Raw genomic sequence first — 10,875 nt, 5'->3', positions numbered from 1 at the left:
TGGGAAGATACAAGATAAACAAGAAGCTTAATTTAAATACAGAAGCATCTGTTCTTGTTCTCACAAAAGAGGACATTATTGCCGCAATCAAGTATCTTATTGGCCTTTCCAATGGAGAGGGAAAAACCGATGACATTGACCACCTTGGCAACAGGAGGGTAAGAAGCTGTGGCGAGCTTCTTGAAAACCACCTAAGGCCTACATTTATAAAGATGGAAAGAAACATAAAGGAAAGGATGAGTATGCAGGAGCTTGGGCTTATGACCCCACAATCTGTGGTTAATATAAGACCCTTTATTGCAAGTATAAATGAATTCTTTGGAACAAACCAGCTTTCCCAGTTTATGGATCAAACAAATCCCTTAGCTGAGCTTACACATAAAAGGAGGCTTTCTGCATTAGGAAGCGGTGGCCTTTCTAAAGAGAGGGCTGGCTTTGAGGTTCGCGATATAAACCCATCTCACTATGGAAGGATCTGCCCTATTGAAACACCAGAGGGACCAAATATTGGTTTGATAACATCCCTTTCGCTCTATGCAAAGCCAAATGAATTTGGTTTTCTTACCACCCCATATTTTAAGGTGGAAGGGGGAAGAATAACCGATAAAATTGAATATCTTTCAGCTGATGATGAAGAAAACTATAACATTGCCTATGCAGGAACCCCGGTTGATGAGAATGGATATTTTACCGAGAAGCTAATTTTGGTAAGAATGGGCGATAAGTTTCCTCTGGTTTCAAAGGAAGAGGTTAACTATATTGACATTTCGCCAAAACAACTTATCTCAGTAACCACATCCCTCATTCCCTTCCTTGAGCATGATGATGCGAATAGGGCACTTATGGGTTCTAATATGCAAAGACAAGCCGTTCCCCTTCTTCATTCAGAAGCACCTTTGGTTATGACAGGGATGGAAGAAAAGGTGGTAGTTGATTGTGGCTCTGTCCTTATTTCTTCTCTATCTGGAAAAGTAACCACAGTTACAGGTGATACAATAGAGATTACAAACGAGAATGAAAAGAAGACCTATAAGCTGATAAAATACAAACGTTCAAACCAGGGGACATATATTAATCAGAGACCAACTGTCCGAGAGGGTGATGTGGTTAATAAAGGTGATGTTATCTCTGATGGACCATCTATTGATAATGGAAAGCTTGCTCTGGGAAGAAACCTTCTGGTTGCCTTTATGCCATGGGAAGGCTATAACTATGAGGATGCCATCATTCTTTCCGAAAGGGTGCTCTTTGAGGATTTGTTCACCAGCATCTATATTGAAGAATACGAACTTGAGGGAAGGCAGACCCAGCTTGGCCCTGAGGTAATGACAAGGGATATTCCAAATATAGGGGAGGAAGCTCTAAAAAACCTCGATGAGAATGGAATTGTTAGAATAGGTTCGGTAGTTAAATCTGGTGATATCTTGATTGGTAAGGTTACACCAAAGGGAGAGAAAGACCTTTCTCCCGAATACAAGCTTCTTTACTCTATCTTTGGCGAGACAGTTAGGGATGTCAGGGATACATCTTTAAGGATGCCATATTCTGATGATGGAATAGTAATAGATGTTAAGTATTTCTCACAAAAAAAGGGTGATAGCCTAGGAGTAGGAATAGAGGAAATGGCAAAGGTTTATGTAGCAAAGAAAAGAAAGATTACCGTCGGCGATAAAATGTCAGGCCGCCATGGAAACAAAGGGGTAATTGCTAAAATATTACCCATAGGCGATATGCCTTATCTTCCCGATGGAACTTCGGTTGATATTATCTTAAATTCCCTTTCGGTTCCTTCTAGGATGAACTTAGGACAGATTTTAGAGACATACCTTGGATGGATTGCCTATAAAAAAGGGGTAAGAATGATCTCTCCTGTTTTTGATAGCCCAAGTGAGGAGGAAATAGGAGATATGCTTGAGGAGATAGGGCTTCCCAGGGACGGAAAGATAACCCTCTATGATGGAAGAACAGGAGAGCCTTTTGATGACAAGGTTTCTTGTGGTTATATCTATATGATGAAGCTTATCCATCTGGTTGAGGATAAGGTTCATGCCCGCTCCATTGGCCCATATTCATTGGTTACCCAGCAACCATTGGGTGGAAAGGCACAATTTGGAGGTCAGAGATTTGGAGAGATGGAGGTTTGGGCATTAGAGGCTTATGGTGCTTCTCATATCCTTCAAGAGCTTCTTACTGTAAAGAGTGATGATGTTATGGGAAGGGCAAAGGCATATGGTGCGATTATAAAGGGAGAAAATGCAAAACCCCCTGGGATTCCAGAATCATTTAAGGTTCTTACATATGAACTAAGGAGTTTGGGATTAGATATTAATATCCTGGATGAAAAGGGGAAAACCCTTGATATTACTTCCCTATTCAGGGAAGAAAAGGAAGATATGTTTGGAAGGAAAAAGGCCAGGGAGGGAAAAGAGGAATTTAAGATTTAAGATTTTAATATAAGGAGGAGGTTAGAAAATGCCTTTTGAGAAGGATTTTAATGTGAGCAATATCTTAATCAAGATAGGGCTTGTCTCGCCTGATGTAATAAGAGGCTGGTCAAGGGGGGTAATTAAAAAGACCGAGACCATAAATTACCGCTCTTTGCGTCCCGAAAGGGATGGCCTATTTTGTGAAAGAATCTTTGGTCCTACCAGGGATTATGAATGCTTCTGCGGCAAGTATAAAAGTATGAGATACAAGGGCGTTATCTGCGATAGATGTGGCGTTGAGATTATAAAATCAGATGCAAGAAGGGAAAGGATGGGTCATATAGAATTAGCCGCACCTGTTGCTCATATCTGGTATGTAAAGAGAATTCCCTCTCCCATCGCACTACTTTTAGATATAACAAGCCAGGAGCTTGAAGGGGTTATTTACTTTGACAGCTGGCTTGTTCTTAACACCGAAAAAGATGTTTTGATAAAAAAACATAGTGTTTTGTCAGAGTCTGAATATAATGCCCTTTTGGAAAGGTATCCAGGTGGATTTGAGGCAAAAATGGGTGCGGAGGCTGTGCGTTCTGCCTTAAGTTCCTTAGATTTAAAGAGGCTTGCAAGTAATTTAAGAAAGTCATTAGAAGATGAAAAATCTGCCCCAAAAAAGAGAAAGATTGTAAAAAGGCTTTCTATTATTGAATCATTTATTAAATCTGGAAATAAACCCGAGTGGATGATTCTTACTGTTATTCCTGTTCTTCCACCAGACCTTCGTCCAATGGTTCAACTTGATGGGGGAAGGGTTGCTACCTCTGACCTTAATGACCTTTACAGAAGGGTTATTAACAGAAATAATCGCCTTCAGCGTCTTATTGAACTTAGGGCACCAGATGTCATTATAAGGAATGAGAAGAGGATGCTTCAAGAATCAGTGGATGCACTGTTTGACAATGGAAGAAGGGGAAAGCCTGTTCTTTCATCATCAAATAGACTCCTTAAATCCCTTTCTGAGATTTTAAAGGGAAAGCAGGGAAGATTTAGACAAAACCTTCTGGGAAAGAGGGTTGATTATTCTGGAAGAAGTGTAATTGTGGTTGATCCTACTCTCAAGCTATATCAATGTGGTCTTCCCAAAAGGATGGCTTTTGAGCTATTTAAACCATTTGTGATGAGACGGCTTGTTGCCACAGGATATGCCCACAATATCAAGAGTGCAAAGAGGCTTATTGAAAAGGAGACCAAAGAGATATGGGATGCACTTGAGGAGATAACAAAAAATCACCCTATCCTTCTTAATCGAGCGCCAACCCTTCATAGGGCTTCTATTCAAGCATTTGAGCCAGTTCTTGTAGATGGTGAGGCGATCAGGATTCATCCTATGGTTTGTGCGGCCTTTAATGCAGATTTTGATGGAGATCAAATGGCAGTCCACATCCCCCTTTCTTTAGAGGCTCAGCTTGAGGCAAGAATCTTAATGTTTTCTTCTCATAACCTTCTTTCTCCATCCTCTGGAAAGCCCTTGGTTGCTCCAACCCAGGATATAGTATTAGGGCTTTGTTATCTTACAAAGGAGGGAAAGAATACAAAGGGTACAGGAAGGATATTTAAGGATAAAGACGAGGTGATCTCCCTCTATGAGATGGGAGAGATTGATCTCCATTCCATTATAAAAGTAAAGATGGATGGTAAATTGCAAGAGACAACACCAGGAAGGGTAATTTTTAATGAGGCAGTGCCAAGCGAGATGGGATATATAAATCAGACCTTAAATAAGGGATTTTTGGCTGATTTAGTAAGGAAGATTTATACAAAATATGGTATAACAAGATCTGTTTTATTTCTTGATGAGATAAAGGAGCTTGGTTATAAATTTGCTACAAAGTCTGCTTCTTCTATCTCAATGATTGATATAAAGATTCCCGAGAGAAAAAAGAGGCTTTTGGAGGCTACATTTAAAAGGCAGGAAAAGATACAAATGGCATACCAGAATGGATTGATTACAGATGAGGAAAGGTATAATCAGGTAGTTGATATCTGGACATCTGTAAATGAAGACCTGGCAAAGATGCTTTTTGATGAAATAAGTAGAGATAGGGCTGGATTTAATCCCGTTTATCTGATGATGGATTCAGGAGCAAGGGGAAGCAGGCAACAGATAAGGCAGCTTGGAGGAATGAGGGGTTTAATGGCAAAACCAAGTGGTAAAATAATAGAACTCCCTATTACATCGAATTTTAGAGAGGGTCTTTCTGTTTTGGAATATTTCATCTCAACCCATGGTGCAAGAAAGGGTCTTACAGATACAGCTTTAAAGACAGCAGATGCAGGCTATCTTACAAGGAGGCTTGTGAATGTAGCCCAAGATGTTATTATTTCAATGGATGATTGTAAAACAATAAATGGAAGTATTATTGAGCCGATAAAGAAAGGGGATGAGGTTATTGTTTCTTTGGGAAGTAGGGTATTAGGACGGGTTTGCCTTGAGGATGTTGTTGATCCAATGACCGGAGAGATAATTGTCAAAGAGAATGAAGAGATTACAGAGGAGAGAGCAGAGAAAATAGATAAAGCAGAGATTGAGAAGATAAAAATAAGGTATGTGCTTACCTGTGAAGCAGAAAAGGGGATATGTAGTAAATGCTATGGTTGGGATCTTTCTACACGAAAATTGGTTGATTTGGGAGAAACAGTAGGAATAATTGCCGCTCAATCCATTGGTGAACCAGGAACCCAGCTTACTATGAGAACATTTCATATTGGAGGAACAGCACGTCGTGCAGTGGAAGAGGCAGAAATAAAATTTGATTATCCTGTACGGATTGTTGATCTTCCAAAAAGGCTAGTTGAAATGGATGATGGAACCTATATTTCTTTGAGGGAGGGAGATATAACAATTGTAAAGGTCTTATTTTCTCATCCCTTATCATCTTCTTTTAAACCTATTGTCCATGAAGGATTTTGGGTAAATATAGGGGAGAAAATAATCCAGTCAGAAGATAGATTCATTCAAACACCTGTGCGGGGAACGGTAAAATTTTTCAAAGACTCTCTTTACATTGTATCTGACGAGAGAAAGATAAGGCTAAAAACAGGGGCAAGGATATTTGTCAAGCAAGACGAATTTGTAGAAGGGGGGAGAAAAATTGCTGATTTTGATCCCTATAATGAACCCATCCTTACAGAGATAAGTGGTAAGATTAAATTTGTTGATATTGTTTCTGAAAGGACATTGAGGGAGGAGCTTGATGAGAATACTGGGTATTATAGAAGGACGATAATCCCTGATCGAGAGGGAAAGCTTCAACCTGTTGTTTTGATAATCAGCTTAGATGGTCAGATTACTAGATATACCATTCCAAATGGTGCAAGGCTTGTAGTAGAAGAGGGTAGGGAGGTGAAGGCTGGGGATGTAATTGCTAAATTCCCCCAGGAATTTATTTATACAAAGGATATTACCGGTGGCCTTCCGAGGGTGGTTGAGCTTTTTGAGGCGAGAAGGCCAAAAGATCCGGCTATTCTTTCTGAAATAGATGGTGTGGTAAGCTTTAAGGAAACAGAGGGTATGAGGACGAGGATAATTGAGGTTAAAAATGAGATAACCCAAGATCTAAAGGAGTATAGTATTTCGATGGGGCGTCATCTTAAGGTTCATCCAGGTGATATGGTTAAGGCTGGTGAGCAGCTAGTTGAAGGACCTATTGATCCACATGATATATTAAGGATAGAGGGTGAAAAAAGGCTCCAGAGATACCTTCTAAATGAAATTCAAGAGGTTTATAGGCATCAAGATGTTGATATAAATGATAAGCACATTGAGGTTATCATAAGGCAGATGTTAAGGAAGGTAAAGATTACAGACCCAGGGGAAACAGGGCTTCTGCCAGGGGAGCAAATAGATAGGGCTAAATTTAAAGAGATAAATGAAAAGGCAAAAAGGGGAGGGAAAAAGCAGGCTCAGGGAAAAATTATCCTCCTTGGAATTACAAAGGCATCTTTAGCTACCGATAGCTTTATTAGTGCCGCATCATTTCAAGAAACAACAAGGGTATTGACCGATGCATCGATTGATGGACAGATTGATGATCTTTCGGGCTTGAAGGAGAATGTTATAATCGGAAGGCTTATTCCCACAGGTACTGGATTTAGGGAACATTTTGTAGAATAGGGAAGCTCTTGTAGAGGCAATTGCAAATTTTACTCCCTTTCAATTTGTAATGAACAAAATAAAGGTTTTCCTTCCCATTTTAATAAGCATTTTTTTTATTTATCTCGCAATAAAAGACCTTTCGTTTTCTCAAGTTATTTTGTCATTTTCAAAGATTAAATGGCAATGGATTGGTCTATCATTTCTCTTTATTGTTCTTGGTTTTATCGTAAGGGTTATAAGGTGGCGATTTTTCTTTTTAAAGCCTTTAAGTTTTTATAGCCTTACATCAAGCTTTCTTATTGGGCTTATGATAAACAATGTGCTTCCTGCAAGGATTGGCGAGCTTGCAAGGCCATATATCCTTAAAAAAAGGGAAAATGTAAGTATAAGCCTTGCCTTTGGAACAATTCTTTTAGAAAGGGTATTTGACGGGCTTTCTGTATTCTTATTTCTGGCAATTCTTCTTTTTGTTTGTCAATTTCCAAAGAAGGTTAAAACAATGGGATTTGTGGTTGCTAGTGTTTATATCCTTGCCCTTTTTTTCTTTATTCTTATTAAGGTTAAGAAGGATTTTGTCCTAAAAAAAATGGCTTTTTCAAAAAAATTAGCAGGTATGGTTGAGGAATTTGCAGAGGGATTTTCTATTCTTGGCTCTTTAAAGCAGGTTTTTATTATCTTGCTTTATTCCATTGTTGTTTGGGGGATTTATGGGCTTTTTTTGTATTTCTGTATCAATGGCTTTTCCCTTAATCTTCCCGTCTATGTCGGCTTTTTTGTCCTTGTAATGGCGGTAATTGGTGTTATGATTCCAGCTGCCCCAGGCTATTTAGGAACATACCAATATTTTTGTATCCTTGCTTTAGCCCTATTTGGGGTAGATAAAGATATAGCCTTTTCCTACTCAATGGTTACATATATTATTTCATTTGTTCCTGTAACCATTGTGGGGATTGTTTTTTTATTCCTGGAAGGGCTTTCATTTGGAAAGCTTCTTTCTTTGAAGAAGGAAGGATGATAAAATACATCATAAAAAGGCTTTTACATGCCATCCCCCTTTTATTTGGGGTAACCATTATCTCTTTCTTTCTTATTCAGCTTGCCCCAGGGGATTTTTGGACAAGCCTTAAGCTTAATCCAGAGATAAGCAAGGAGACAATTGAAGATATGAGAAAGGAATTTGGGTTTGATAAGCCCCTTTATATCCAATATTTCAAATGGCTTTGGAAGATCATTCATCTTGACTTTGGGGTTTCTTTAGCCTACCACATTCCAGTGATTACATTGATTAAACAAAGGCTTTTTAATACATTGTATCTCTCTTTTGTTGTTCTTATTTTTTTATGGCTCTTTGCCATACCCCTTGCTTTAATCTCTTCTCAACATAAATATTCGGTGTTTGATAAGACAATATCCTTTTTTTCATTTATTTCAATGAGCATTCCTGCATTTTTCCTCGCCTTTCTTTTTATATTTTTTGCCGCTAATACACACATTCTTCCGATTGGTGGCGTGATAAGCATTGATCATTATGAGCTTTCATTTTTTGGAAAAATTAAAGATTATGCACTGCATATAGTTATTCCTGCTGGTTGTCTTATCATAGGAGGACTTGGATGGCTTTTAAGGGTTATGAGGGGCTATATCCTTGAGGTTTTATCTCTACCATATATTACAGCAGCAAGGGCAAAGGGATTGTCTCATAACAATGTTTTGTATAAGCATACCTTGAGGAATGCAATGAATCCAATGATTACAATCTTTGGATTCCAACTTTCCTCAGTTCTTTCAGGTGCTGCTCTTATTGAGATAATTACAAGATGGCCTGGGATGGGAAGGCTCATCCTAGATGCTGTTTTATCGCAGGATTTATATGTTGTTATGGGAGGTCTTGTTATTTCAACCCTCCTTCTTATCTTGGGAAATCTAATTGCAGATATTCTCCTTGCCATCTCTGACCCGAGGATTAGATATTAAGTACGTGTTTAGCTTCTAAATTACCATAGCCGTTGTTTAGCTGTCTTATATACCTAGGCACAAAGGGGCAAAGGCACAAAGAAAGCAAGTAATAAATAAACTCTCTCGCCTTTGTGCCTTAAGTGCCTATTTCCCAATTTTATTCTCACCTACCTAAACACATACAATATTTTGAGGTAGGGTTTTTCCCAAGAGCTTTAGGATTATAGAGAAAAGATCAACTGTGCGGATAGGATTTGTATAAATGGGATAGTTGATGAATATAGGAACCTCCATATGCTCCCTAATCAGCGAACCATGGGAGCTTTTATGCTCAGGCCATTCATGTTTTTCTCTTAAATCATAGCCTTTTTTTGATAGCACAATAATATCACCACTCCTTCCTGATAAGAATATCTGATCAAGCTGTTTTATAGAATCGGGAAATGGGCTATTTTGGGTTAACAATATAGAATCTTCTTCAGGGATAAAGCCTGTATTTGGAAATCCAAGTGGGTTTATACCCTTTATCTTGAAATAATAGCCGTTATTTCTATTATAGATTGAAATCCTTCCGGTTAGATTTAAAACACAGACCCCCCTATTTTTAAGACGAAAAACAATAAATTCTATCCCCTCTTTATTTAATAAAGAATCTATAAGCCTCCTTTTCCTTTTATCCCTCATTATCTCATCAATGGTTTTGGGTTGAGATGGCTGATCAAGAAAGTAGATAAGTGACATAGCATTTCCTGATTCCATTACCACTGAATCATAGCCTCTTTTAAATATTTTTGGATAATATAGGGGGTTAAACCCATGTTCCTTTAAGAGATCAACCAGACTGATATGGGTTTCTGTTTTTGTAAGCCCATGGTCAGATGCCATAACCAAAAGTGTGGATTCCAAGATATTCTGCCCTTCCAAGCATCTACAGGTATCCTTTACAATCCTATCTATTTTAAGATAGCTGTTTAGAACCTTATGGTGATAGGGATGGGTAAGATGGCTGAGCTCATCAATTGCGGGAAAAACAGCAAATATAAAATCACATCCACCCTTCAAAGATAAAATGAGCCTTTTCCCTGCATAATCATCCACCAGCTCCCATCGATTAGAATAGTGGGCAAAGAGAAACCACAAAAGCTTTTCTATCCTTGTATTTTTTAACCTTGTTCCATAACAACGATCAAGTGAGCCAAAGATATTAGAAGGAGAGGAAAAATATTCAAATAAAGAGTGATACTCCCTTTTTACATCATTACCCATAAAATAGCTGCCCGGGCCTACATAGCTGCGATGCTTATTCCAGAAAGATTTGATAGACTTATCAAACCATCTTATCCCAGGGATATTTGCAACCCCTGGAAAGACCCCAAACAAAAATGGGATATGGGCTGGTCCCGTGGTGGTTGGAAGCACAGAAAATCCCTTTAGAAAGCTGCCATTTTTGAGGAAATATTTTTCTATATTTGGAAGCTTCCCATCTGCCAACAATTCCTTTGTTACATCATATCTTGCTCCATCAATAAGAAAGAATATGCATCTATGGTACATTAAAGATTAGCCTTTTTACTACCTTTAATACTGGAGGAATAAGTATCAAAAAGAATAGCAACACAATAGCCCAAAGGGGAATGTAAAATGCATCTCCCATTAGGGCTAGAAGATAGTATCTTGGAGTGCGTCCAATGAATGTTGAGAGGATATACTTCCATTTTGCAAGCCCGGTAAGTATTGCCATAACCCTGAATGGGTAAAATGGGATGGGTGTAAATGCAGCAAAGACCATTGCTCCACTTGGAGATATATTAAAGTATCTTGCGGCTAGTTTATACCAATAATTCCTTTCCTTAAATTCAACCACACTTTTGTGTTTAAAGAGAAAACTCATAACAATTAGGTCTATTATTGCACTAAAGATTGTGGCAACCCCACATATTATGCTTACCACCAATGGATTTAGTATGCTTCCATAGAGTATTACCACTGGCTCATGGGGAAATGGGATAAAGGAGTTAGCAGAGATGGTGTACAAAAAAAGGGCAATCTCCTTAAATCTATCTTTAAAGAAAAGAAAGAATACAACAAGCAATGGTATCATTATAGTTATGGCAAGAATCTTAAGCTTTTTTGGGTAAGAAATCCATTCTTCTTTCATTTCAATGTCATCTGGATGTAAAAAGCCGAAAAAACACCTTTAAAGTACGTGTTTAGCTATAGTATCTTCCCTCACTTAGTGCAAAAATAGATAGTGTGTGTTTATCTGTTTAAAAATTCATCCACCTTTTAAGAAATTTTGAATTCTAAATTTTGAATTTTGAATTGAAGGTTTAAGTTTTA

At 38.2% G+C, this 10,875-nt stretch carries 6 protein-coding genes; 4 read left to right on the top strand and 2 right to left on the bottom strand.

The genetic code is table 11. The features are described 5' to 3' along the window. The 4 genes from rpoB to AB1397_00015 form a co-directional block, all read left to right on the top strand. Positions 1-2,444 (top strand): DNA-directed RNA polymerase subunit beta (gene rpoB, locus AB1397_00030; GenBank protein MEW6481393.1); only part of this gene is annotated, 2,444 nt, incomplete at its 5' end. 28 nt (positions 2,445-2,472) lie between these two features. After that, positions 2,473-6,597: a DNA-directed RNA polymerase subunit beta' gene (gene rpoC, locus AB1397_00025; GenBank protein MEW6481392.1), complete on the top strand. Its 4,125-nt coding sequence runs from the start codon at positions 2,473-2,475 to the stop codon at positions 6,595-6,597. A 49-nt stretch (positions 6,598-6,646) separates the two neighbouring features. Continuing rightward, positions 6,647-7,594, top strand: a complete 948-nt coding sequence (locus AB1397_00020) for a lysylphosphatidylglycerol synthase transmembrane domain-containing protein (GenBank protein MEW6481391.1) — start codon at positions 6,647-6,649, stop codon at positions 7,592-7,594. Continuing rightward, complete coding sequence (locus AB1397_00015) at positions 7,591-8,553, top strand: ABC transporter permease (GenBank protein ID MEW6481390.1); 963 nt, start codon at positions 7,591-7,593, stop codon at positions 8,551-8,553. The genes AB1397_00020 and AB1397_00015 overlap by 4 nt, the downstream gene beginning before the upstream one ends. 153 nt (positions 8,554-8,706) lie before the next feature. Here AB1397_00015 and AB1397_00010 read toward each other — a convergent pair whose 3' ends face one another. Together AB1397_00010 and AB1397_00005 are read right to left on the bottom strand one after the other, a co-directional pair. Further along, complete coding sequence (locus AB1397_00010; GenBank protein ID MEW6481389.1) at positions 8,707-10,089, bottom strand: alkaline phosphatase family protein; 1,383 nt, start codon at positions 10,087-10,089, stop codon at positions 8,707-8,709. Further along, a complete protein-coding gene (locus AB1397_00005; protein ID MEW6481388.1) occupies positions 10,079-10,693 on the bottom strand; it encodes a VTT domain-containing protein in 615 nt (204 codons plus the stop codon). The genes AB1397_00010 and AB1397_00005 overlap by 11 nt, the downstream gene beginning before the upstream one ends. Between the last annotated feature and the right edge of the window lie 182 nt (positions 10,694-10,875).

The sequence above is a fragment of the bacterium genome (assembly GCA_040756715.1).
Lineage (GTDB): Bacteria > UBA9089 > UBA9088 > UBA9088 > UBA9088 > JBFLYE01.
This window is presented reverse-complemented; position numbering and strand designations above follow the sequence as displayed.

Bases quoted from the DNA above. Each gene is read 5' to 3' on its own strand.
- AB1397_00010 (MEW6481389.1), bottom strand. From the start codon at position 10,089: ATGTACCATAGATGCATATTCTTTCTTATTGATGGAGCAAGATATGAT.
- AB1397_00015 (MEW6481390.1), top strand. From the start codon at position 7,591: ATGATAAAATACATCATAAAAAGGCTTTTACATGCCATCCCCCTTTTA.
- rpoC (MEW6481392.1), top strand. From the start codon at position 2,473: ATGCCTTTTGAGAAGGATTTTAATGTGAGCAATATCTTAATCAAGATA.
- AB1397_00005 (MEW6481388.1), bottom strand. From the start codon at position 10,693: ATGAAAGAAGAATGGATTTCTTACCCAAAAAAGCTTAAGATTCTTGCC.
- AB1397_00020 (MEW6481391.1), top strand. From the start codon at position 6,647: ATGAACAAAATAAAGGTTTTCCTTCCCATTTTAATAAGCATTTTTTTT.